General features: G+C 69.3%; 19 protein-coding genes and 2 pseudogenes. 11 read left to right on the top strand and 10 right to left on the bottom strand.

Features of this window, described 5'->3' with window-relative positions; translation table 11 throughout:
• Positions 1-11 precede the first annotated feature (11 nt).
• The 5 genes and pseudogenes from ACNAW0_RS04525 (at position 12) to katG (ending at position 4,865) form a co-directional block, all read left to right on the top strand.
• Positions 12-323, top strand: coding sequence for a hypothetical protein (locus ACNAW0_RS04525; protein ID WP_416286432.1), 312 nt, complete (start codon positions 12-14; stop codon positions 321-323).
• Between the two features lie 44 nt (positions 324-367).
• Complete coding sequence (locus ACNAW0_RS04530) at positions 368-874, top strand: DUF3558 family protein (RefSeq protein WP_416286452.1); 507 nt, start codon at positions 368-370, stop codon at positions 872-874.
• A gap of 17 nt (positions 875-891) precedes the next feature.
• Positions 892-2,355: a hypothetical protein gene (locus ACNAW0_RS04535; protein WP_416286433.1), complete on the top strand. Its 1,464-nt coding sequence runs from the start codon at positions 892-894 to the stop codon at positions 2,353-2,355.
• A gap of 159 nt (positions 2,356-2,514) precedes the next feature.
• Positions 2,515-2,595 (top strand): annotated as a pseudogene (locus ACNAW0_RS04540) (transcriptional repressor); the annotation flags it as partial.
• 38 nt (positions 2,596-2,633) lie between these two features.
• Positions 2,634-4,865: a catalase/peroxidase HPI gene (gene katG / locus ACNAW0_RS04545; protein ID WP_416286434.1), complete on the top strand. Its 2,232-nt coding sequence runs from the start codon at positions 2,634-2,636 to the stop codon at positions 4,863-4,865.
• Between the two features lie 54 nt (positions 4,866-4,919).
• On the opposite strand, the gene corA is transcribed toward katG, so the two are convergent.
• A complete protein-coding gene (gene corA / locus ACNAW0_RS04550; RefSeq protein ID WP_416286435.1) occupies positions 4,920-6,044 on the bottom strand; it encodes a magnesium/cobalt transporter CorA in 1,125 nt (374 codons plus the stop codon).
• Between the two features lie 301 nt (positions 6,045-6,345).
• Between corA and ACNAW0_RS04555 the strand changes: the two genes are divergently transcribed.
• Positions 6,346-8,391, top strand: a complete 2,046-nt coding sequence (locus ACNAW0_RS04555) for a S8 family serine peptidase (RefSeq protein ID WP_416286436.1) — start codon at positions 6,346-6,348, stop codon at positions 8,389-8,391.
• A 398-nt stretch (positions 8,392-8,789) separates the two neighbouring features.
• On the opposite strand, the gene ACNAW0_RS04560 is transcribed toward ACNAW0_RS04555, so the two are convergent.
• Positions 8,790-9,149: a hypothetical protein gene (locus ACNAW0_RS04560; RefSeq protein WP_416286437.1), complete on the bottom strand. Its 360-nt coding sequence runs from the start codon at positions 9,147-9,149 to the stop codon at positions 8,790-8,792.
• 132 nt (positions 9,150-9,281) lie between these two features.
• On the opposite strand from ACNAW0_RS04560, the gene ACNAW0_RS04565 reads away from it, so the two are divergent.
• A complete protein-coding gene (locus ACNAW0_RS04565; protein WP_416286438.1) occupies positions 9,282-10,247 on the top strand; it encodes a DUF4034 domain-containing protein in 966 nt (321 codons plus the stop codon).
• A gap of 271 nt (positions 10,248-10,518) precedes the next feature.
• Positions 10,519-11,349: an ion transporter gene (locus ACNAW0_RS04570; protein ID WP_416286439.1), complete on the top strand. Its 831-nt coding sequence runs from the start codon at positions 10,519-10,521 to the stop codon at positions 11,347-11,349.
• A gap of 52 nt (positions 11,350-11,401) precedes the next feature.
• Here the strand turns inward: ACNAW0_RS04570 and ACNAW0_RS04575 are convergent, their stop codons facing one another.
• The 5 genes from ACNAW0_RS04575 to ACNAW0_RS04595 all read right to left on the bottom strand — a co-directional run bounded on the left by ACNAW0_RS04575 (position 11,402) and on the right by ACNAW0_RS04595 (position 15,273).
• A complete protein-coding gene (locus ACNAW0_RS04575; protein ID WP_416286440.1) occupies positions 11,402-12,028 on the bottom strand; it encodes a response regulator transcription factor in 627 nt (208 codons plus the stop codon).
• Positions 12,025-13,287 (bottom strand): sensor histidine kinase, encoded by a 1,263-nt coding sequence (locus tag ACNAW0_RS04580; protein WP_416286441.1) that lies wholly within the window; start codon positions 13,285-13,287, stop codon positions 12,025-12,027. The genes ACNAW0_RS04575 and ACNAW0_RS04580 overlap by 4 nt, the downstream gene beginning before the upstream one ends.
• A gap of 4 nt (positions 13,288-13,291) precedes the next feature.
• Positions 13,292-13,747 (bottom strand): ABA4-like family protein, encoded by a 456-nt coding sequence (locus ACNAW0_RS04585; RefSeq protein ID WP_416286442.1) that lies wholly within the window; start codon positions 13,745-13,747, stop codon positions 13,292-13,294.
• Complete coding sequence (locus tag ACNAW0_RS04590) at positions 13,744-14,673, bottom strand: hypothetical protein (protein ID WP_416286443.1); 930 nt, start codon at positions 14,671-14,673, stop codon at positions 13,744-13,746. Before ACNAW0_RS04590 ends, ACNAW0_RS04585 begins: the two co-directional genes overlap by 4 nt.
• A gap of 117 nt (positions 14,674-14,790) precedes the next feature.
• Positions 14,791-15,273 carry a MarR family transcriptional regulator gene (locus ACNAW0_RS04595; protein WP_416286444.1) on the bottom strand — a complete coding sequence of 161 codons (483 nt, stop codon included), beginning with the start codon at positions 15,271-15,273 and terminating at the stop codon, positions 14,791-14,793.
• 92 nt (positions 15,274-15,365) lie between these two features.
• Here ACNAW0_RS04595 and icmF point away from each other — a divergent pair, with 92 nt between their 5' ends.
• From icmF to ACNAW0_RS04610, 3 genes are all read left to right on the top strand, one after another.
• Positions 15,366-18,614 (top strand): fused isobutyryl-CoA mutase/GTPase IcmF, encoded by a 3,249-nt coding sequence (icmF, locus tag ACNAW0_RS04600; protein WP_416286445.1) that lies wholly within the window; start codon positions 15,366-15,368, stop codon positions 18,612-18,614.
• Positions 18,615-18,744: 130 nt separating this feature from the next.
• Entirely contained in the window at positions 18,745-19,503 is a 759-nt protein-coding gene (locus tag ACNAW0_RS04605; protein WP_416286446.1) for an SDR family NAD(P)-dependent oxidoreductase, read from the top strand.
• A gap of 400 nt (positions 19,504-19,903) precedes the next feature.
• Positions 19,904-20,689 (top strand): SGNH/GDSL hydrolase family protein, encoded by a 786-nt coding sequence (locus ACNAW0_RS04610; RefSeq protein WP_416286447.1) that lies wholly within the window; start codon positions 19,904-19,906, stop codon positions 20,687-20,689.
• An 82-nt stretch (positions 20,690-20,771) separates the two neighbouring features.
• Here ACNAW0_RS04610 and ACNAW0_RS04615 read toward each other — a convergent pair whose 3' ends face one another.
• The 3 genes and pseudogenes from ACNAW0_RS04615 to ACNAW0_RS04625 all read right to left on the bottom strand — a co-directional run bounded on the left by ACNAW0_RS04615 (position 20,772) and on the right by ACNAW0_RS04625 (position 23,040).
• Positions 20,772-22,187 (bottom strand): endo-1,4-beta-xylanase, encoded by a 1,416-nt coding sequence (locus ACNAW0_RS04615; protein WP_416286453.1) that lies wholly within the window; start codon positions 22,185-22,187, stop codon positions 20,772-20,774.
• 324 nt (positions 22,188-22,511) lie between these two features.
• Positions 22,512-22,739, bottom strand: a pseudogene (locus tag ACNAW0_RS04620) (endo-1,4-beta-xylanase); the annotation flags it as partial.
• A gap of 43 nt (positions 22,740-22,782) precedes the next feature.
• Positions 22,783-23,040 (bottom strand): endo-1,4-beta-xylanase, encoded by a 258-nt coding sequence (locus ACNAW0_RS04625; RefSeq protein ID WP_416286448.1) that lies wholly within the window; start codon positions 23,038-23,040, stop codon positions 22,783-22,785.
• Positions 23,041-23,161 lie beyond the last annotated feature (121 nt).

Raw genomic sequence — 23,161 nt, forward strand, 5'->3', positions numbered from 1 at the left:
CGGAAGCGTTCATGGAGGCAGTGGATCCGCTGTTCGACAAGGACGCGGTCGACAAGAAGATCGATGTGAAACGGGCACACGCCCGGGTGAAGGATCTGAAGGCAGCAGCGCCGGCCGAGATCAAGACCCAGGCGGCGGCGATGGGCGAATTTTACGACGCGGTCATCGACACCACGGGCAAGAGCATGGCCGAAGATCCCGCGGCCTACGCACGCCTCGGGCCGATGATGGCGAAGGTCAAGACGGCGGCCCCGGCGGTGGGGGACTACACCAAGAAGCACTGCCCGGGCCTCATCAAGCCGCTGCCGGAGGGGATGTCGTGACTGGGCGGGGTACTGGCCGGTGGCTGCTCGTGGCGCCGGCCACCGTGCTGCTGCTCGCGGCGTCCGGGTGCGGGCGCTCGGAGGAGCCATCCAAACCGGCGAGCGCCGCCGGCGAACCTTCGGCGACCACTTCCACGGCTCCTGTGGAGGATGATGCGTCGGCTGCCCCGGCCGACAAGCCGGCGCCGAAGGCGTGTGACCTGGTGACCGATCAGGAGGCGGCCGCGCTGGCCCGGCTCAAACTCGACCCGCACCGGGCCGGCCAGGAGAGCTGCACCTGGACGGCGCCGGCCACCGGCCCGACCGGCCAGGTGGAGGTCTACGTCGGTGACGGTGCGAAGAAGATGCTCGACATCGAGCGCCAACTGGGACACGAACTGGAGACGCTGTCCAGTGTCGGCGACGAGGCGTACCTCGACACCCAGGCAGGCGAGGTGTTCGTCCAGAAGACGGACACGTGGGTCGCGATCCGCCTGGTGCTGCTCAACGACCCGAAGGAGAACCACAAGCCCCTGAAGGACCTGGTCCGGGTGGTGGCTGGCCGGCTGTGAACGGGGCGGGGGCGAACATGCGTAGGCGCGGGCGGATGGCGGCCGGGTTGGTCGTAATCCTGCTGGCCGCCAGCTGCGGAAAAGTCGATCTCGGCAGCGATGCCGCGACCGACGATCGGTACGGGTACGGCCCGAAGCCGGACAAGTCCGTGGTCTACCAGCCGGATGTCGTGCTCGTGCAGGGTGGCAGCAGGGCCGTCCGGTCGGTGAGCAAGGACGGATTCACCTACGTGATCGACGGCAACGCCCGGGGGGTCAAGGACCTGGCGCCCGGTAAGATCATGTTCGCCACGAGCGAGGCGGTCGGCCGGGTGGTGAAGGTCGAGTGGTCCGGCGGCGACAAGGCCGTCACCCTGGCTCCGGTGCGGCTGACCGATGTGGTGCGGGACGGCCACTTCACGTTCGATCAACCGCTCGACGCTGAGGCGCAGACCTTCGGTTCGCTGCCTGACCTGCTCGGCGAGGTCGTCGACGGGGGTCCGGCCGGGGCGGCGCCGGTCGTTCCGGGCGCCGCGCAGGCAACCGGGCTGGGGGTGAACGCGATCGGCGCGGGCGATGTGCGGCTCGCCGTGCCGCCGATCGTCTTCGCCCCGGCGCGCGAGCCGGATGCGCGCGGGGCCAAGAGCATCAAGCAGCAGGTCGGCGACTGGGACGTCGAGGCGTACAAGGACAAGTCGAAGATGGGGCTGACCGCCTCGCACTCGACAGCCGTGAAGCGGCTCAAGGTCGACTTCGACATCCAACTGCTGCTGCGGAACCTGCGGGCGTGGGGGGACATCCGGGTGACCAACGGTGTGATCCCCCACCCGCAGTTCCGGATCGACGGAGTCGAGGGGCTCGCCATCACCATCGCCGCCGGCGCTGAGGGCGGATTGGAGGACAACAAGAAGGTCAAGATCGAGCTGCCCATCGAGGTGAAGCAGCCCATCATCATCGGCGGATTCCCGGCGACCCTCAAGCAGACGTTCAAGTTCCTCGTCACCACGGGGTTCTCGGCGAAGAACGGCAACATCAGGGCCACCGGCAAGTGGGGCCTCGACGGACCTATCGGATACGTCCAATCGAATGTCCTGACGCCCGCCTTCTCCGTGCAGGAGAGCATCGTGAAATCCATCCGCGGCGTCTCAATCGGCGTCGAGGGACTTGTCGTGGCCGTGGAGTTCCGCTTCGGGTTCATGCTCGGCCTGCCGGTCGCGGGTGCCGGGCCGTTCGTCGGCATCGTGGCGTCGGTCGGGGTGACCAACGGATCGGCGGCCGGCCGGATCGGCATGCCGCTGCCCGTGGGGCCGGGGGTGAAGTGCCTGGGAGCCACGCTCGTGCTGACCGTACGGGCCGGTGAGGGCATCAGCGTGTCGGAGCCGCTGACCAAGGCGATCGAGCATGTGCTGGGCGTCAGCATCCCCAAGGAGGCGGACTTCATCAAGAAGGACATCGTCAACCGGACCGTGGTGGAGCCCGACGTGCCCCTGTGCCGGGACTGATCGGCCCGGAGGCGGCCGGTGACGCGCGAGGCGCGATCACCGATATTCTTGACTCATTCCAGAAGACTGGCCAGACTGTGCGACGTGGCCACGACCCTGGACCTCCAGCAGATGCTGCGCGGGCCCGCGTTGCGCGTCACCCGTCCGCGGGTGGCGACGGTGATCGAGCCGGCCGGCTCGGTGGCGCGCTACGAGACCCGGGTCGGGGACAACCACCACCACGTCCACCGCCGGCAATGCCTGATCCTCCTGATCCGCCGCGCCACGGAAGGAATCCGATGTCCGAGAACCACGACGCCGTCGTCCATGACGCGAACGCGGGCAGCGAGTCCCGCTGCCCGGTCGCACACGGACGCGCCCCCCACCCGACACAGGGTGGCGGCAACCGCGGCTGGTGGCCGAACCAGCTCAACCTGAAGATCCTCGCCAAGAACCCCGCCGTGGCCAACCCCCTCGGTGAGGAGTTCAACTACGCCGAGGCGTTCAAGTCCCTCGATCTCGCCGGGGTGAAGCGGGACATCTCGGAGGTCCTGACGACCTCGCAGGACTGGTGGCCGGCCGACCACGGCCACTACGGCCCGTTCATGATCCGGATGGCGTGGCACAGCGCGGGCACCTACCGCATCAGCGACGGCCGCGGCGGCGCCGGTGCCGGGCAGCAGCGTTTCGCGCCGCTCAACAGCTGGCCCGACAACGGGAACCTCGACAAGGCTCGCCGCCTGCTCTGGCCGGTCAAGAAGAAGTACGGCCATAAGCTCTCGTGGGCCGACCTCATGATCCTCGCCGGCAACGTCGCCCTGGAGTCGATGGGCTTCAAGACCTTCGGCTTCGCCGGCGGCCGGGCGGACGTCTGGGAGCCCGACGAGGACGTCTACTGGGGTCCCGAGACCACCTGGCTCGGCGACCAGCGCTACACCGGCGACCGGGAGCTCGAGAACCCCCTCGCCGCAGTCCAGATGGGCCTCATCTACGTCAACCCGGAGGGCCCGAACGGCAACCCGGACCCGGTCGCCGCGGCCAGGGACATCCGCGAGACGTTCCGCCGCATGGCGATGAACGACGAGGAGACGGTGGCGCTGATCGCCGGCGGTCACACCTTCGGCAAGAGCCATGGCGCGGGCCCCGCCGACCACGTCGGCCCGGAGCCCGAGAGCGCCCCGCTCGAGGAGCAGGGCCTGGGCTGGAAGAACAGCTTCGGCACCGGCAAGGGCGGGGACACGATCACCAGCGGTCTCGAGGTCACCTGGACCTACCACCCGACCCGGTGGGACAACGAGTTCTTCCACATCCTCTTCGCCTACGACTGGGAACTGATGCAGTCGCCGGCCGGCGCGCACCAGTGGCGGCCCAAGAACGGGGCGGGCGCCGACATGGTGCCCGAGGCGCACGATCCGGCGAAACGCCGCGAACCGCGGATGCTGACGACCGACCTCGCACTCCGGTTCGACCCGGTCTACGAGCAGATCTCGCGGCGCTTCCTGGCGAACCCGGACGATTTCGCGGACGCCTTCGCCCGTGCATGGTTCAAGCTGACCCACCGCGACATGGGCCCGGTCGCCCGCTACCTCGGCCCGGAGGTCCCGGCCGAGACGCTGCTCTGGCAGGACCCGGTGCCGCCGGTGACCCACCAGCTCATCGACGCCGAGGACGTCGCCGCCCTCAAGGCCCAGATCCTCGCCTCGGGCCTGACCGTCTCCCAGCTGGTCACCACCGCCTGGGCGTCGGCATCCACGTTCCGCAGCAGTGACAAGCGCGGCGGCGCCAACGGGGCACGCATCCGCCTCGAGCCGCAGAACGGCTGGGAGGTCAACAACCCCGACGAGCTGGCGACGGTGCTGCACACCCTGGAGAAGATTCAGGAGGGCTTCAACGCCGCCCAGACCGGTGGCAAGAGGATCTCGCTCGCCGACCTGATCGTGCTCGCCGGCGGCGTGGGCGTCGAGCAGGCCGCCCGGAACGCCGGCTACGCCGTCGAGGTCCCCTTCACGCCGGGACGTACGGACGCGTCGCAGGAGCAGACCGACGTGGAGTCGTTCGCCGTGCTCGAGCCGACCGCGGACGGCTTCCGCAACCACCTCGGCAAGGGCCACCGCCTGCCGGCCGAGTTCCTCCTGGTCGACAAGGCGAACCTGCTGACCCTGAGCGCGCCCGAGATGACGGTCCTCGTCGGCGGTCTCCGCGTCCTGGGTGCCAACTACCAGCAGTCGCCCCTTGGCGTTCTCACCACGACCCCCGGGTCGCTGACCAACGACTTCTTCGTCAACCTGCTCGACCTGGGCACGACGTGGCAGGCGACGTCCGAGGACGCGAACACCTTCGAGGGCTGCGACCTCGCCACGGGCGAGGTCAAGTGGACCGGCAGCCGCGTCGACCTCGTCTTCGGTTCGAACTCGGAGCTGCGCGCGCTCGCCGAGGTCTACGCCGGCGACGACGCGAAGGAGAAGTTCGTGTACGACTTCGTCGCGGCGTGGGTGAAGGTCATGAACCTCGACCGGTTCGATCTCGCATGATCCTGGCGTCCGGGCCGGCCCTCGTGGGCCGGCCCGGACGGCGATGTCCATGGCTCAGAGCCAGTTGCGGCGCTTGAAGATGAGATACAGGCCAAGGCACACGAGGCCCATGAGGGTGATCGCGAACGGATACCCGAGGTGCCACTTGAGCTCCGGCATGGTGTCGAAGTTCATCCCGTACACGGTGCCGATGAGGGTGGGGGCGAACAGGATCGCAGCCCACGACGAGATCTTCTTGATCTCCTCGTTCTGCTCGTAACTGGCGGCGGTCATGCTGCGCATCTCCTCGTTCTGCTGCTGGGAGACGAGGGTGGCGTTGACGGTGAGAATGTTCTGCAGCAGGTGCCGGAACCCGTCGACGCGTTCCACGACCTGGGTGAGGTGATCGGCGACATCGCGCAGGTATCGCTGTAGTTCCTCCTCGGTGCCGTACTTGGTGGAGCCCGCGCTGAGCGCGTTCAGCACGCCCAGCAGTGGGCGCGCGGCACGTTGGAACTCGATGACCTCCCGGATGAGCTCGTAGCTTCGGCGGCTGACCTTCGGGTCGCCGCCGAAGACCTCGGTCTCGATCTCGTCGATGTCGTTCTCCAAGCCTGCGACGACGGGCGCGTAACCGTCGACGACCTGATCGAGGATCGCGTAGAGCACGGCTTCGGGGCCGCGGGCGAGCATCACCGGCGTGGCTTCCAAACGCCGTCGAACGGCGGCAAGGTTGGGCGCCTCACCGTGACGGACAGTGATGACGAAGCCGGGCCCGATGAACAGGTGTAGTTCGCTGAACTCGACCGCTTCGCGTTCGTCGTCGTAGCGTGCGGCGCGCAGCACCACGAAGAGGGTGTCGCCATAGCGTTCAAGCTTGGGCCGCTGGTGGGCGGTGATGGCGTCCTCGACGGCCAGGCTGTGCAGCCTGAACTCCCCGGCCAGGGACGCGATCTGGTCGGCGTTGGGTCGGTAGAGCCCGATCCAGGCCATCGCGTCGTCCAGCTCGTGCAAGCACTGATAGGTCTCCGCGAGGCTGTTCGGGGAGGCACACCGGTGGCCGCGCGTGTAGACGGCGCTGTCGATGAGCCGGCTGTCCGGGGGAGCGGGAACAGGAACGGACGGGCCCGTGGCCGTCGCGGTGGTGGTGGGGCCGGTGTTGCTCGCGATGCCGGTGGTACCGGGCGGTTCACTGCCCATCGCGTACCACCTCCCTCCGCCCGATTCCGCGCGTCGCCCGCTCACGATTTACCCGCAAGCCGGCCCGGTAGGCCCAACGAGTGCTCCGGTGGCGAAGGCGCGACCACCGGCGGCCGTGGCGCCCTACCCGGGCATGAGCAGCTAAAACGCACGAACCTGGCAGGCCACATGGGCGTTACCTGGGCACGGCCATCAGCCGTCCAGCCGAGTGCGCACTGAGAAAAATTCGCCCTATCATCGCTCAACTCAAGATCGGGTGACCCCCGTACCCTCTTCCGAAAGGCCCAGGATGCATTCCAGGTTGGGCAGACGTTCCCTCATCGTCACAACTGCGACCAGCCTCGTCGCGGCGTTCAGCGCGGCCCTCGCGCCGAGCGCGGCGGCGGCCGAAGGTCCCAACCTCAGCTACGTCGTCAATGCCGCCGGCCAGGCGCAGACGGCGGATGCCGCCGCCGCGGTCACCGAAGCCGGCGGCCAGGTGATGATCTCGTACGCGCAGATCGGCGTGGTCATCGCTCGCTCCACCGACCCCGCGTTCGCCCAGAAGGTGAAGACGGTCGCGCACGGCGGCGCCGTCCACTCAGCGGGTGCCACCCGGACCGCCGCTCTGCCCGCCATGGCGGAGGACACCGAGGCAGTCGACGCCTACGAGCCGGACGCCCTGGAGAACGCGACCCGGCAGAGCGACATGATCCTCATCGGCGCGCGCGCCGCCCACGAGGTCAACCTGGGCAGCTCGACGGTCACCGTCGGTGTTCTGGACGACGGCATCGACGCCAACCACCAGGACCTCGCCCCGGTGGTGGACCAGTCGAAGTCGGTGAACTGTGTCGGCACCGGCGCCCCGGACACCACGCCGGGCGCGTGGCGGCCCACCAGCCTCACCGCCGACTACCACGGTACGCACGTGGCCGGGACCATCGCCTCGGCGAAGAACGGCGTCGGCATCGTCGGCGTCGCACCCGGCGTGAAGCTCGCCTCCATCAAGGTCGTCAACTCTGACGGCTTCATCTACCCGGAATACGCGATCTGCGGCTTCATCTGGGCGGCCGAGCACGGCGTCCAGGTCACGAACAACAGCTACTACATCGACCCCTGGCTGTACTGGTGTGAGAGCCAGGCCGACCAGGCGCCGGTTGTCGAGGCGGTCCGGCGCGCGGTGGACTACACCACCGAGCACGGCATCCTCAACGTCGCCGCAGCGGGCAACGAGAACCAGGACCTCGCCAACAAGACGGTCGACACCACCAGCCCGGACGACACCAAGCCGGTCCGGCGCACCCTCGACCCGAGCTGCCTCGACCTGCCGGCGGAGCTGCCCAACGTGGTGTCGGTGTCGTCGACCACCCAGCCCACCGCCCCCGCGAACGCCGTCGGGCCGTGGTACCCGGGCCTGACCACGCAGCCGGCGCGCTCGTCGTTCTCCAGCTTCGGGCTCGGGGTCGTGGACGTGGCCGCCCCCGGATCGAGCATCTACTCCACCTCGCCGTCAACCGGGGTGGCCAGCTACCGGACGCTGTCCGGCACCTCCATGGCCTCGCCGCACGTTGCCGGCGTCGCCGCGCTGCTGGCGTCGAAGCACCCCGGCGCCACTCCGGACTACATCGCGGAGCTGCTGCGCAAGCAAGCCGTCCCGCTCGCCTGCCCCACCTCCGGCACCGACTACACCCAGGGCCGATGCAAGATCGACCCGAACAACCCGAACGTCAACGGCTTCTTCGGATACGGCCTGGTCAACGCCTACAAGGCGGTCACCGAGAACGAGGACGTGACGGCGCCGACCGTCAAGATCACCGGGGTCAGCCAGGGCGAGCAGATCACCCTTGGCGAGACGGTGACTCCGGGCTGCTCGACCACCGACGACGAAAGCGGCGTCGCCGCGTCCGCCACGCTGTCCGTCACCGGCGGGCCGAACGTCGGCTACTTCACCGCCACCTGCTCCGGCGCTCGGGACCGGGCCGGTAACAAGGCCACCCCGGCCAGCGTCACCTACCAGGTGGTCTACGACTGGCACACCTTCGGGGCGCCGGTCAGCGCCGACAAGATCAACGCCGTGAAGGCCGGCGGCGCCGTCCCGATCAAGTTCGGCCTTGCTGGCGACCAGGGTCTCGGGATTCTCGCGGCGGGCTTCCCCAAGCTGCGCGCGACGACGTGCGACACCTCGGCCGCGCAGGAGGTGACCGTGCCGACGGTCACCGCGGGGGCCAGCACGCTGACCTACGACCCGGCCAGCAACCAGTACCAGTACGTCTGGAAGACGGACAAATCCCTGGCGAACACCTGTGGGCGCCTGGAACTGACGTTGATCGACGGCACCACCCACTCGACCAACTTCCTGTTCCGCTAAACCTGGCCCGAGCGGCGGCGGTCCGGGGCTTCCTGCCCCGGGCCGCCACTGCCTTGCACCGGATGGTGCTCACGCGTTGGTTGTAGGCACTCGTGGCTGGCGCTGCTGCTTGATCTCGAGCTCCCACTGTCGGGCCAGCGCATCAGCGGCCTGGCGGCCCTGCACGTGGGCCCGGTAGCTCTTGTCGTCTGATCTCCGTGGACCTGCACAAACGCCGTGAAGTCCTGTTCTTCGGAGGGGTCACATCTACTAGAACGAGATTCATTTCAAAGGCGTTGCACGTCGTGGCTCGGGATCCTGCGGCGCATGCGCAGGACAGCGGCTCCACGCCGTCGATATGCGTTGTTCTCATCGTGGTGGGTCGACCAGCGGCTGTACCCACCTGACCTGTGGTCCGCCTACTGGCCGAAGGTGTAGCGCAGGTTAGCGTTGATCAGTTCGTTGAGCCGCTTACGCAGGTGCCCGAGCAGCGACAGGTCGGGCAAGGGCTCAGCGACCAGCAGCGTCCAGCGCAGCTGCGTGCCCTGTCGGCCGTCGGACACCAGATCGAAACGTATCTGAGCATCCGACCGCTTGGGCCACAGCGACGACCAGACCACCAGGTGCGGGTGCTCGGCGCGCAGGATCTGCGGCGACTGTTCGTCGTCGAGTAGCCGTAGCCAGGGACGCATCGGGTCGCGGTCGGGCTCGGTGAGCGCCTCGAAGACGATGGCCGGTGGCGGTGGTTGGCTGCGCGCGCGGCTGCCGGCTTCGAGCATGCCTCAGCATAGAAGGACCGCAGACGCCGTTAGCCCTCTTCGATGGGCGCCATAGGCGTAGGCGAACCGGCCGGCCTCCGAAGCCAGGCCAGGAACGGCCCCCTAGAATCTCCGGCCAGTACAGGTAGGGAGATGTCCATGTGGCCGTTCAAGAAGCGTCGGCAGCCGGCCGGCCTCGTCATCGATCCAGCTCAGGGTGACCCGCAGGCGCGGGCGCTCATCGAGGCGCTGGGTGCGCAGGACTGGCGTACGGCCCGGGACATTCTTCTCGTCACGACCGATCCGGATGCGCGTGCCTACCTGATGGAGGTCGCGGCGAACGTCGACGGCGTCCAGGACTGGATCGGTGAATGGGTTGACGCCGAACCGGATTCGACGCTTCCGGTACTGGTCCGGGGCTGCCACGGGGTGTCCTGGGCCTGGCAGGCCCGCGGCGCGAAGCGTGCCGAATACACCAGCGAGGAGCAGTTCCGCGAGTTCTTCCGCCGACTCCGGACCGCCGAGAACCTGCTCGACGAGGTCGTGGCCCGGGACCCGGACGACGTGACCGCCCGGACCTGGCTGGTCACCACCGCCCGGGGCCGACAGGTCGACGGTGACGAGGCCCGCGCCCGCTTCGAGGAGGTGGTGAAGCGGCACCCCACTCACGTCGTCGCCCACGAGCAGCAGCTGCAGTACCTGTGCGCCAAGTGGTCCGGCAGCGACGAGCAGATGTTCGCGTTCGCCCGGGAGGCCACCGCGGGCGCGCCGGGCGGCAGCCTGTTGCCGGAGCTGCTTGCCGTCGCGCACATCGAGAAGTGGCTGTCACTACCGCGCGGGGAGGACGACGAATACCTCGGTTCCCCGCAGGTGCGCGCGGACCTGCTGGGCGCCGTGGAGAAGTCGCTGTTCCACCCGACCTTCACGCCCGGCTTCGGCTGGGTCCCTAGGGCGAACACGTTTGCGATGGGCCTGGAGAAGGCCGGCGAGTTCGAGGCCGCCGCTCGGGTCTTCGACCTGATCGGCGACCAGGTCAGCGAGTGGCCGTGGCTCTACTGCGGCGATCCTGTCACGGCATTCACGGCAGGCCGGGAGTGGGTGTACACCAACCGCGGCTGAGGTAGCCGAGTTCGAGCGGGCCCCTGCACGCCCGATCCACCACGGCGCCGGGATCTATCGGGCGTTCCGCGTAGCGCTATCCGTGCGCGCCGTCCTCGAATCGACCACGGTCGCCGGCCTGATCGAGCCTCAGGGTCGAGCCGTCCGGGCCGCGCACCCGTAGGCTGGCTCGGTGATCAATCTGCCCCCGCAGCCGGTACCGCCCCAGCGAACTGTCCCGGCCGCACCCGCGTCACGGTCGTCGCGGGTGGCCCGACGGTGTGCCGGCATCGTGGAGTCACGATGGTTCGACCTGGCGATCGTCGTCGTCATCGGCGTAAACGCGCTGTTGCTCGGCGTCGAGACCTACCCGCACGCCGGGTCGCTCGGGGTCCTGCTGCGGGCGCTGGAGTGGTTCTTCCGTGCGGTGTTCGTCATCGAGATCGGCATCCGGGTGCTGGCGTACGGCCGTCGGCCTCAGGACTTCTTCAAGCGTGGGTGGAACGTCTTCGACTTCGTCGTGATCGCCGCGGCGTTCGTCCCCGGCCTGCACGGCGAGTCGGCTGCCCTGCGGGTGATCCGTATCGCCCGGGTGCTACGGCTGGTGCGTTTCTCACCCGGGCTGCGCACCATCGTGGTGGCCCTGCTGCGCAGCCTTCCCGGCGTCGGCGGGTTCCTCGGCCTGGCCCTGGTGACCCTGTACGTGTACGGCATGGCCGGGTGGCTCATCTTCAAGGACACGTATCCGGAGGATTACGGCACCATCGGCCAGGCTGTGCTGACCCTGTTCGTGCTGTTGTCCCTGGAGACGCTGCCCGATCTGATCGAGCAGGGCATGGCGCTGTCGCCGTGGACCCTCGTCTACTACATCAGCTATGTGATCCTTACGGTCAATCTGTTGCTGAACATCCTGATCGCGGTGATCGTCAACTCGATGGAGGAGGCCCGCCGGCTGGAGATGACCGAACGAATGGCAGTCGATGAGGACCGCGACGGCGTGCCGGACCACATCAACCGGATCATGATCAGTCAGCGGCTGGACGACCTGCGTACGCTGGTGGCCGACCTGGAGCGGGAGCTACGGATCGACCGCAAGGACGGACAGTCGACGTCGAGTCCCTGAGATCCGTCCATCGGTCGAGGCGGTCTCACCAGCCGTCGAGCGCGGGCGTTGCTCAGACGCCGTGGGCGAACAGGGCGAGGCGTACCCGGTTGGGGCTGTCGGTCTTGGTCATCAGGCTGGTGATGTGGGTCTTGACCGTGGTGACGCCGATATGGAGCCGGTCGGCGATCTCGGTGTTGGACAGGCCCTCCGCGACCAGGTTCAGCACGTCCTGCTCGCGTGCGGTCAGTCCCTCCGTGGGTCGGGGCGCCCCGGCTGGGGCGTGGACGGCGCGTTGGACCAGGCGCTGCAGCACCTCCTGACTGAACGGGCTGTCGCCTCCGGCGGCCCGGCGCACACCGTCCAGCAGGTCGCCGGGTGGTGCGTCCTTGAGCAGGAAACCGCACGCCCCCGCGGTCAGCGCCGGATAGAGATGGTCGTCGTCGCCGAACGTGGTCAACACCAGGACGCGCGTGGCGGGGCGCCCAGCGAGGATGCGGCTGGTCGCGGTGATCCCGTCGACGCCGGGCATACGCAGGTCCATCACGACGACGTCGGGGATGAGTCGCGCGGCGAGAGCGACCGCGTCACGGCCGTTGTCGGCCTCGCCGACGACTTCGATGTCGGGCTGGGCGTCGCAGAGCATGCGTAGCCCCGCGCGGATGAGGTGCTGGTCGTCCACCAGCAGCACGCGGATCATGCCGGCTCCGCCGTGCGTGGCCCCACCGGAGCCTCGGGCTCCCGCGCCGCCGTCGAGGCCGGCATGTTGACGGGGGATGGGGGCGTAGGCACCGGCGCGGTGGCCGCAGCCGGGAGGACGGTACGCACCCGCCAACCCCCACCCGTCGGGCCGGCCTCCAGCTGACCTCCGAGGACCTCGACGCGCTCGTGCATTCCGGTGATGCCGTGGCCGCCACCGGGCGGTACCGCCGGCACCCATCCGCCCCCGTCGTCCGACACCTCCCAGTGGACGGCCCCGTCGACCATTGTGACCGACAGGCGGGCCAGCGCGGACGTGCCGGCGTGCCGGGCCACGTTGGTCAGCGCTTCCTGGGTGAGCCGCAACACCGCCATGCCCCGAACCGCATCGAGCGAACCGATCGCCGGGTCGATGTCGGCCTCCACGGTGACACCGGCTTGGCGGGCCCGGTCGACTGCCGCGCCGAGGGCCGCCGGAAGCGCCGACGGCTCGATCGCGGTCAGCGCCGCGTCACCGCGTACCCCGTCGGGGTCACGCAGGACCGCGACCAGCCGGCGCAGCTCGGCCAGTGCCGCGCTCCCCGTGCCGTGCACGTCGTCGAACACCTCACCCACCTGCGGGTCCAGATCCGCCAACACGTGTCGGGCCACGCCGACCCGCAGCACCATCGACGCCACGTGGTGCGCGACCACGTCGTGCAACTCCCGCGCGATGGCGCTGCGTTCGTCGGCGCGCGCGGCGCGGCCCTCCGAGTCGCGCCGGCGCTGCTCCTCCTCCGCCCGTCTCTCCGCCTCCCGGGCCAGTTCCCGTTGGGCCCGGATGACCAGGCCGAGCAGCAGCGGCACGCCGACCTCCACCAGCAGCCCGAACACGCCGGAGAGGAACTGTCGGAACGGGTCGCCGATCGAACCGGTCAGCTCGACCACGGCCAGCAGCCCGGCGGCCAGCCAGATCGCCCGTGGTCGGCGCGCCCGCATGGTCAGCTCGAGCAACGCCCAGCTGGCGCCCACCTGATTGATCGTGGCGTCGTCGAGCACGGGGATCGCGACCGCCAGCAGCGCGGCCTGCGCCACCAGGTTGACCAGTGGCCGGCGGTGCAACACCAGCGCGACGGCAAACGCGACCACTGCGAGGATCCACTGGGTGGCCGTCGGCGTGCCCTGGATGCCGAAGATCAGATATCCGATACCGCTGAGTTCGAGCAGCACCATCCGCACGAGGGTGTCCCGCACGTCGAACAGTCGTCCCACCCATCCCACGGCCTCAGCCTAGGCGCTGCGGCTCGGCGGTACGAGCCGCAGCCGGCCGCACCCACCTGGTCCGGACGGTGAGGTAGGCGGCCAGGCCGAGCGGCCCGAGCAGGATCATCAGCACCAGCACCGGCGCCATGACCAGCGCCGGCACCCCCCGTTCCCGGCTGTCGAGCCACGCCCACCTGCCGACGAACAGATCGAACGCGATCATGTGCGCCCAGGCCGCCGCCGCGCCGTCCACGGTGGCGAGCAGATCGCGCACGCCGTCCAGGGTCGGCGACAGCACGGCTGGTAGTACTTCGCCGTACGCCGGGATCACCAGCATCGCGTAGATCACCAGGACCAGTAGCACGATCAGCGGGGACCTGATGACGCGGACGGTGCCGGACCATCTCGGCAGCAGGATCATCAGCGCCCAGAACGGCGCGGCCACCGCGAACGTCAAGCTGAACAGCGTCCCGGTCATGCGACCAGGGCCATTTCCGGTCGCTGCGGTCGGGTCAGGACCACGCCGGCGGCGGTCGCGGTCGCGACCGCGAGGGTGCCCACCGCGCCCAGCGTGAGCGCGTCCGGGCGCAGCAGCGGCTGCCCGCGCAGTGCCTGCCAGGTCAACAGCATCGTGAGTACGCCGTAGGCGCCGCCCGCGACGACCACCAACCGTACCCGGGTCCGTTCGTCCAGCCGTGTCCCGAGGTACCGGTTCAGCAGGATCGCCAGGAGGGGCAGCGCTTGCAGCGCGTGCAGGCCCACGAAGTGCCCGATTCGCAGGTCTCCGCCGGTGGTGCTCCAACCGACCAGTGGCAGCCCGGGTCCGCCGTCGGGGACGCCTACACTGTGCGCCCCGACGATCCCCTCGACGGCCGACTCCTGACTGGGCAGCACCATCGGTACCGCCGCCACCATGCCGAGCAGTGTCAGGCCGAGTCCCAGCCCGACGGCGTGTTTGCCGACCCGGTCCGCGATCGGGTGGCGCAGCACCACGATCCCGATGACGAGGTGCGCGGCGGACAGCACCGTGATTGCCGTACCCATCAGTCCGTACAGGGCGGTGTTCAGCGGGGTGGTCGCATTGAAGTGGCTGGTGGTGCCGCGCAGCACCTGCCCGACGATGATCGTCATTTCCACCGCCCCCACCGCGACGATGAGGGTGCCGGCCCACTCGGCGAGCCGGCTGCGTCGCGGTAGCAGCGAGAGCATCCAGGCCAGGGTGGTGCCGTACAGCGCGAGGGAGAGGGAGAACTTGAGCGGCTTGAGCCAGATCGGCGCGCCGGTGAGGACGCGTGGATCGGCGAAGATGCCGACCGCGCAGACGATCGCGAGCACTGCGATCGCGGAGACGAAGAGCATCATGGGGCGGTGCCAGTGTGCCGCCCGGCGCAGTGTGGTTGTCATGCCTGTAGATGCTGCTGAGCCCGGTCCGGGAGCGCGCCCGACCTGGAGCCCCGGTTGCGGCCAGCGGTCGGAGCGCTCCCTCCTCCCGAGGTAGGAGGCGCGACGCGGTTGGGTGGGTCAGAAGTCGCCGGCCTCGTGGCGCATCTCGGCGAGGATCTCGACCAGGGCGGTGACCCGGCCCGACGACAGGTCGGGTTTGGTGAAGACCTGGGTGTTCAGCTCCTTGGTCGCCCCGGCCGCCAGTTCTCGTCCCTTCGGGAGGAGTTGGACGAGCGTGGTGCGCCGGTCGGTCGGGTGGGGCGTACGCCTGACCAGGCCGGCTGATTCGAGGCGGTCGACGGCGTTGGTGACGCTGGTGGGGTGCACCTGTAGCCGGTTTCCGATCTTCGTCATGGGCAGCGAGCCGGCGCGGCTGAAGTAGAGGAGCATGAGCACCTCGTAGCGGGCGAAGGTCACGCCGTACGGCCGGAGGACGGCCTCCACCCGCGCGAGGACGATCTGCTGCGCGCGCATGAGCGAGGTCAACGCTGCCATTCCGTCCGCGGCGTCCTCCCAGCCGTGGGCGGCCCACTGGCGTCGCGCTTCGGCAATGGGGTCCATGGGGAGGTGGTCGGGAGTCGGCACATGAAGATCTTAGAGGGTGGCGCAGGATACATGGACGTTGGATAGTTGGATGTCCTACTGTTTGTGACATGAGCCAGCCGAATTCCTCCTCTCGGCCACCGCTGCACGTCCCCGTGCAGCCAGTGCGTTTCGTGACCGCGGCCAGCCTCTTCGACGGGCACGACGCCGCCATCACGATCATGCGACGGTTGTTGCAGAGCCAGGGCGCCGAGGTCGTACACCTCGGCCACGACCGCAGCGTCGAGGAGGTGGTGACCGCGGCCGTCCATGAGGACGTGCAGGGCGTGGCGGTCTCCTCCTACCAGGGCGGGCACGTCGAATACTTCAGCTACCTGGCCGAGCGCCTCGCCGAGCGCGGCGCGGGACACGTGCGGGTGTTCGGCGGAGGCGGCGGGACGATCGTGCCGGAGGAGATCACGGGCCTGGCCGAGCGGGGGGTGCGCATCTTCAGCCCCCAGGACGGACAGCGCCTGGGGTTGCCCGGCATGATCAACGAGCTGATCCGAGACTGTGACGTCGACCTGTCGGCGCAGGGGCCCGACCTTCAGGCGCTGCTGGCGGGGGACGAGTCAGCGCTGGCACGGGCGATCACCGTGTTGGAAGCGGGCGCCGACACCGTACTGGCCGACGCGGTCCGGGCGGCCGCGGCGTCGCGTAGCGTGCCGGTGCTCGGCATCACCGGTACGGGCGGTTCGGGGAAGTCGTCGCTGACCGACGAACTGGTGCGCCGGGTGCGCCGGGACAGCGAGGACAAGGTCCGGGTCGCGGTGCTGGCCGTGGACCCGACCCGCCGGCGCGGTGGTGCGCTGCTGGGCGACCGGATCCGGATGAACAGCATCGCCCCCGGCGTGGTGTTCTTCCGGTCCCTGGCGACCCGTACCCCCGGGGCGCAGGTGCCCGACCACCTCGACGACATGGTGGCAGCGTGCAAGGCCGCCGGCTACGACCTGGTCGTCATCGAGACGCCGGGCATCGGCCAGGGGGACGCGGCGATCGTGCCGTACGTGGATGTGTCGCTGTACGTGATGACGCCGGAGTACGGCGCGCCCAGCCAGCTCGAGAAGATCGACATGCTGGACCTGGCCGACGTGGTGGCCATCAACAAGTTCGAGCGCCGCGGCGCGGAAGACGCGTTGCGTGACGTGGCGCGGCAGATGGTGCGCAACCGCGAGCAGTTCGGCACCCCGTGGCAGGACATGCCGGTCTTCGGCACCAGCGCGGCCCGCTTCGACGACGATGGCGTGACCGCCCTGTACCACCACCTCAAGCAGCTGCTTCGCGAGCACGGCCTGTCGACCTTCCCCGGCGTGCTGCCGGGTGTGCCGGGCCGTACCTCCACCAGCTTGCGCTCCGTGTTGCCCAAGGGGCGGGAGCGCTACCTGGCCGACATCACGCAGACCGTACGCGGCTACCACGGCACCACCGCGGAGCAGGTGGAACTCGTACGCCGCCGTCAGCATCTGCGGACCACCCGGGACCTGCTCGCGGCCGCCGGCGACCCGGCTGAGGCCTCGGTCGCGGCACTGCTGGAGCGGACCGAGCAGGGCCTGCGCGGTGATGTGCGCGAGCTACTGGCGCAGTGGAAGGACGTCCGCGCCCGCTACAGCGGTGACGAATACGTCTACACCATTCGCGGCAAGGAGATCCGCACCCCGCTGACCCGCACCACCCTTTCCGGTACGAAGCTCCCGCGGGTGGCCCTGCCCCCCGAGGGTGACGACGGGCAGCTGCTGCGGTTCCTGCGTAACGAGAATCTCCCCGGATACTTCCCGTTCACGGCCGGGGTGTTCCCGTTCAAGCGGACCGAGGAGGCGCCGGCCCGGATGTTCGCCGGCGAGGGCGATGCCTTCCGCACCAACCGGCGCTTCCACCTGCTCAGCGCCGGCCAGCCGGCGACCCGCCTGTCCACGGCGTTCGACTCGGTCACCCTGTACGGCCGCAACCCCGACCGGCGTCCCGACGTCTACGGCAAGATCGGCACCTCCGGCGTGTCCATCGCCACCACCGATGACATGCGCGAGCTGTACGCCGGGTTCGACCTGTGCGCGCCGAACACGTCGGTGTCGATGACCATCAACGGCCCGGCACCGGCGATCCTGGCGATGTTCTTCAACGCGGTGATCGAGCAGCAGACGGACCGGTTCCGTGCGGCCGAGGGCCGCGAGCCGAGCCCCGCCGAGGCCGCCGAGATCCGGGCCCGGGCGCTGTCCACGGTACGCGGCACGGTGCAGGCCGACATCCTGAAGGAGGACCAGGGGCAGAACACCTGCATCTTCTCCACCGAGTTCGCGCTGCGCTGCATGGCGGACATCCAGGAATGGTTCATCACCAACCAGGTGCGGAACTTCTACTCGGTCAGCATCAGCGGCTACCACATCGCCGAGGCCGGCGCGAACCCGATCAGCCAGTTGGCGTTCACCCTCGCGAACGGGTTCACCTACGTCGAGGCGTACCTGGCTCGGGGGATGGCGATCGACGACTTCGCCCCCAACCTGTCGTTCTTCTTCTCCAACGGCATGGACGCCGAGTACACGGTCATCGGCCGGGTGGCCCGGCGGATCTGGGCCGTCGCCATGCGCGAGCGGTACGGCGCCGGGGAACGGGCCCAGAAGCTCAAGTACCACGTGCAGACCTCGGGCCGGTCGCTGCACGCACAGGAGATGGACTTCAACGACATCCGTACGACGCTGCAGGCGCTGTGTGCCATCTACGACAACGCCAACAGCCTGCACACCAACGCCTACGACGAGGCGGTGACCACGCCCACCGCGCAGTCGGTGCGTCGGGCCCTGGCCATCCAGATGATCATCGACGCCGAGTGGGGGCTGGCGGACAACGAGAACGCGCTGCAGGGCTCGTACATCGTCGAGCAGCTCACCGACCTGGTCGAGGAGGCGGTACTCGCCGAGTTCGACCGGCTCGCCGACCGCGGCGGAGTGCTCGGTGCCATGGAGACCGGCTACCAGCGCGGCCGGATCCAGGACGAGTCGATGCTCTACGAGCACAAGAAGCATGACGGCTCGCTGCCCATCATCGGCGTCAACACCTTCCTCGCCGAGGACTCCGCCGCACCCGTTCAGGCGATCGAACTCGCGCGCGGCACGGACGAGGAGAAGCGGTCGCAACTCGAGCGGCTCGCGGACTTCCACGCCCGGCACACGGCGGAGGCCCCCGCCGCCCTGGAGCGGCTCAAGAGCGCCGCAACCAGCGGCGGCAACATCTTCGAGGCACTGATGGACGCGGTCCGTTTCTGCTCACTCGGACAGATCAGCGAGGCGTTCTTCGAGGTCGGCGGCCAGTACCGGCGCAACATGTGACCCGGCTCCAGCAGCCGCACCCGCCCGGCGACAGGGACGGCCGGGCGGGTGCGACGATCGGACGACCGACGCGGGCGGGCGAGGCGACGGGCTGGACCAGGAACACCGACAGCAAGTAGGGAGCAGAAGCATGCGCATCGAGAACACCGCGGCCATCGTGACCGGAGGTGCCTCCGGGCTGGGCGCGGCCACCACCCAGGCGCTCGCCAAGCGCGGCGCGAAGGTCTTCGCCTTCGACCTGCCCGCGAGCATCGAGGGGGCCCAGGGCGGCGACGGCATCGAGTACGTCGCCGTCGACGTCACCGACCCGGCACAGGTCAGGTCCGCCGTGAGCCAGGCGGCCGGCTCGGGCCTGCCGCTGCGTACCGTCGTCAACTGCGCCGGCATCGGCCCGTCGATGCGGATCCTCGGCAAGAAGGGCGTCCACGACCTGGCCGTGTACGCCAAGGTCGTCCAGGTCAACCTCGTCGGGTCCTTCAACGTCCTCGCCCTGGCCAGCGAGCACATCGCCGAGACCGAAGCCGACGAACACGGACAGCGCGGCGTCATCATCAACACCGCCTCCGTGGCCGGCTACGAAGGCCAGGTCGGACAGGCCGCCTACTCCTCGTCCAAGGGCGGGATCATCGGCCTGACTCTGCCCGCGGCCCGGGACCTGGCGCAGTACGGCATCCGGGTGTGCGCCATCGCCCCCGGCATCGTCGACACCCCGATGCTCGCCACCGTCTCCGAGGAGTTCCGCGCGGGCCTCGCCGCCGGCGTGCCGTTCCCCAAGCGACTGGCCCGCCCCGACGAATACGCCCAACTCGCCCTGACGATCATCGAGCACGACTACCTCAACGGCGAGACGATCCGGATGGACGGCGCCCTGCGGATGGCCCCGCGCTAGCGCCGCCAACAGGCGGGCACCCTTCCCTGAAAGTGCTTCCCTCACCGAGGGCGCACTTCCAGGGAAGTTCCTCGCCGATGGCCCGACGATTCCGCCCACCACGCCCCCGAACACCCCGCCGACCGGTGGCGGCTGCTCGGCATCGGTCTCGATCAACCAATGGATAGGTGGCTTCCAGGCCACCGGCACCGGCACGGGAATGGCCCCGACCTGCGCTGCCGGGTAGTCCCGGGCCTCGGCGCGTTCTCCAGGGTCCGGTGTGGAGGCGACGGCCTCCGCACCGAGCTCCTCCTCTCCGGACGCGGTCGCGTTGCGCGGAGTGCGACCGGCAGACCTTTATGTTCTTCGATGTTTCTGCCACGATGGGCACACCATTCACCCCCCACGGGATGGAGCCCACATGCGTCTCTCGCTCCGTGTCGCCGTACCCCTGCTGGCGGTGCTCTCGTTCGTGCTGGTCGCGCCGCCCGCGCACGCCGCAGCACCCGCCTACACCGCACTCGGCGACTCGTACTCCTCCGGCACCGGCACCCGCGAGTACTACGACACCAGCGGTTGCCAGCGTTCGCCACACGCCTACCCCGTACTCGACGCGGCCCGGCTCGCCGCCACGCTCACCTTCGCAGCCTGCTCCGGGGCGAAGGTGCCAGACGTCCTCAACGGACAGCTGGGCAGTCTCAACGCCAGCACCCGCTACGTCACGGTCAGCGTGGGCGGCAACGACATCGGCTTTTCGTCGGTGATCGTGCAGTGCGCCAAGCCCTGGCCGTACACCTGCTGGGGTGACATCGACAAGGCCAAGGCGTACACCCGCAACACCCTGCCCGGCCAGCTCGACCAGCTCTACACCAAGATCCGAACGCTCGCCCCGAACGCACGGGTGGTCGTGGTCGGCTACCCGCGGCTGTTCAACGGCCAGGAATGCAACGCCATCGCCCGCATCTCGCCGGGCGAGCAGGCCGAGCTGAACGCGACCGCCGACCTCCTGGCCACCACCATCAAGGCCAGGGCCGACGCGCGCGGATTCGGTTTCGTAGATGCCCGCGGCCCGTTCACCGGGCACGCCGTCTGCGACGCCGTCGAGTGGATCAACGGTGCGTCCAACCCGCTCAGTGAGTCGTACCACCCGAACCGGAGCGGACACGCCGGGTACGCGAACGTCGTCGAGACCGCCCTGCGCGCCTGACGCGCCGCGGCCTGCGTCCGGTCACCCGGGCACAGGCCGCGGGTGGCCCGGCGCGGGAGGTCCCGCGCCGGGCCACGGTCGATCAGCGCACGCTGCAGGTGGCAGTGCCGGACGGGCCGACGCCGGTGCCCTGGAAGCCGAACTCGGTCGACTGGCCAGGCGCGATGGAGCCGTTGTAGTCGAGGTTCCGGAAGTTGACCGTGCCGGTGGTGCCGCTGGGCTGGGCGCTCCAGGTGTTGGTGATGGTCGCCCCGCCCGGCAGGGTGAGCACAACGTTCCACCCGTTGATCGGGTTCGCGCCGGCGGTGACGCGGACGTAGGTGACGAAGCCGCCCTGCCACTGGTTGAGGGTCAGCGACCCGGTGCAGCCATTGCCGGACGGCGGCGGGGTGGTCGGCGGCGCGGTCGTGGCCGGTGTGGTGGTCGGGGGAGCGGTGGTCGGCGGCGGGGTGCCGCCGCCGTTCAAGGCGTTGAGGACCGAGGTGTACGCCGGCTTCTTGTTGCCGCTGCCGTCGAAGAGCAGCGGGGTGCCGCTGGCCCGCCACGAGTCGGAGTCGCGGATACCCCAGACGGTGATGCCGGTGCAGCGGGACACGGCCAGGCAGGCCCGGACGACCCGGCCGTAGTTGTCGGCCTGGGTGGTGCCGGAGCCCTCGATGTCCAGCTCGGTGATCTGCACGTCGACGCCGAGGTTGGCGAAGCGCTGCAGGTTGGCCTGGTAATCGCTGGGCACGGGCGAGGCGCTGTTGAAGTGGGACTGGAAGCCGACGCAGTCGATCGGCACGCCTCGGGCCTTGAAGTCCTGCACCATCGCGTACACGGCGTTGGACTTCGCGTTCTGCCCGTCCGTGTTGTAGTCGTTGTAGCAGAGCTTCGCGCCGGGGTCGGCCGTACGGGCGGCGCGGAAGGCAACCTCGATCCAGTCGTCGCCGGTCCGCTGCAGGTTCGAGTCCCGGCGCGCCCCGGTGCCGCCGTCGGCGAACGCCTCGTTCACCACGTCCCAGGCGTAGATTTTCCCCTTGTAGTGGGTGGCGACCTGGGTGACGTGGTTGGTCATCGCCGAGCGCAGCGCGGCGCCGCTGAGGCTCTGCGCCCAGCCGGGCTGCTGCGAGTGCCACGCCAGGGCGTGCCCGCGCACCCGCATCCCGTTGGCCTGCGCGTGGCTGACGATCCGGTCCGCGTTCGTGTAGTTGAACTGGTTCTGCGACGGCTCGGTCGCGTCCCACTTCATCTCGTTCTCGGGGGTGACCATGTTGAACTCGCGGTTCAGGATGCCGACGTACGTGCTGTCCGACAGCTTGTACGCTGCCACTGCCGTGCCGAAGTAGCGGCCCGATTCCGCCGCCGCGGATCCCAGGGTCGTGCCGGCGCTGGCGCTGGAGGCCACCGTCACCGTCGCGGCGACCACGGCGACACCGGCCACCGCCAACGTCAGGGCGGTACGCGCGCGTGGCCGGGCGGCCGGGTTCCCGCTGCCGCGGGCAAGCACCTTGTCCATCAGGAAGCCTTTCATACTCGGGGGAGTGAGCAAGGAGCTTCGACCGCTGCCCGCCACGGTGGTCGGCTCGCTGCGCGGCTGCCCGGAGGCCGCGCGGGTCGGGATCGTGTCCCATCCACCGTGAGCTGATCGAAGGCTGTCTCTCGAAAAAGTACCGGGAGTCTTCCGAATTCTCAACGGCGGGATCGGTCCGTGGTCCGACCCCGCCTTCGTCGGGTGGGCCTCTGCACCACCGGGGGCAGCACATAGGGCGGCCCGGTCGGCGTTGATCTCCTGGTATGCCCGCTTGGGCTGGTAGTTCTCGTCGTACACGGTGGCCATCCCGTCTGGTGGATTCTTGAACCATCCGGGGACCCAGGAGTGCTTGTCGGTGAAGCCCCGGAGCGTGAACGACAGGCAGTGCGGCTCGGCCAGGCAGGCCCGCAGCAGCACGCTGAAGGTCGCCGCGGACGCCTGCAGGCGTGGGTTGATCTCGGCGGGGTCGCCCGCCCGGACGCCCTCGGTGAGCTGGCTGCGCACGTCGACCTCGGTGAACGCGGTCGCCAGACCCACCCCCGCGAACCTCTTCAGTGTCTCGGCGACCTGGAAGGTGTCGTTAGTTGCCGTACTGGGTGCCCGGGTGGCTTTGGCTGCCGACGCCGTCGATCGGCACGCGCTTGGCCAGCAGGTCGCGGGCTATCTCGTACACGAACTGGGTCTTGTCGTTGGCCGGGTTGCCGGAGCCGAAGGCCTCGATGTTGTAGTCGTTGTAGAACAGCAGGGCTTTCGAGTCGGCGGCGCGGGCCCAGCGGAAGGCGTCGGCGATGTAGTCCGCCCCGAGGTCGTTAGAAAACCGTCCTTCCCGTTGATACACGTGGAGGGCGGTTTTCTAAGGATTAGTTGCGTTGGGGGAGAAGGGGCTGGGACACGTCTCGTACACCAACCAGGCCGAGAATGGTCATGTATGACCGCTGGGGCCCCAGATAGGCGTCGGT

It is taken from the genome of Micromonospora sp. SL1-18, assembly GCF_047921505.1.
Taxonomy (GTDB): Bacteria; Actinomycetota; Actinomycetes; order Mycobacteriales; family Micromonosporaceae; genus Micromonospora.